We start from the raw sequence: 302 nt of genomic DNA, 5'->3' as shown, positions 1-302 counted from the left end.
ACTGCTCGAAGAAGTTCATGGTCTGCGGGACGTCGGGATTCCAGATCGGGCGCGGGGTGTTGACGCGGTGCTGGGTCCAGCATTTGGTGAGGCCGGCGACCGCCGAGCCCTCGGTGCCGTCGACCTGGAAGGTGACGAGGTCGTCGCGCCGCACGCGCACGCACCACGACGAGTTCATCTGGGCGACCACGCCGCCGGCGAGCTGGAAGGTGGCGTAGGCGGCGTCGTCGGCGTCGGCCGCATAGGTGTTGCCGCGCTCGTCGACCCGGCTCGGGATGTGGGTCGCGCCGAGGCAGCTCACC

1 protein-coding gene is annotated in these 302 nt (G+C 70.2%); it reads right to left on the bottom strand.

Translation table 11 applies throughout. From position 1 onward, the window contains the following. A partial coding sequence (locus tag A33M_RS21910; protein WP_040622773.1) for a Gfo/Idh/MocA family protein occupies nt 1-302 on the bottom strand: 302 nt, incomplete at both ends.

This window comes from Rhodovulum sp. PH10, assembly GCF_000293785.1.
Taxonomy (GTDB): domain Bacteria; phylum Pseudomonadota; class Alphaproteobacteria; order Rhizobiales; family Xanthobacteraceae; genus Rhodoplanes.
Note: the sequence above shows the minus strand (reverse complement) of the source record. Positions and strands in the feature narration are given on the sequence as shown.